The 256-nt window shown below is 67.6% G+C and carries 1 protein-coding gene; it reads left to right on the forward strand.

Annotated elements, in window-relative coordinates; translation table 11 throughout:
• Positions 1-256 (forward strand): hypothetical protein (locus ACLJNW_RS26595; protein ID WP_410961565.1); only part of this gene is annotated, 256 nt, incomplete at both ends.

Here is a 256-nt window from a genome sequence, read left to right on the forward strand (position 1 = left end):
TGCGTGAGGTGGTCGACCCGCAGCTCGCCCGTCTGAGCGCAAGGCTGCGATCCCGGGGCGCGCTCGCCGATCGCTTCGTGGTCGTGACCGCCGATCATGGCCACACGCAGGTGCGGGATGACGAGCGCCATGCGCTGGCCGTCAAGGGGGATGGTGATGCGATCGATGTGCTGAAGGACGCGGGGTTCCGCGTCCGTCCTCTCAGGCTGGAGGTATCGGACAAGGACGACTTCCAGGCGGTCCTCGCCTACCAAGG

The sequence above is a fragment of the Salmonella sp. SAL4457 genome, assembly GCF_046548235.1.
GTDB classification, from domain to species: domain Bacteria; phylum Pseudomonadota; class Gammaproteobacteria; order Enterobacterales; family Enterobacteriaceae; genus Salmonella; species Salmonella enterica.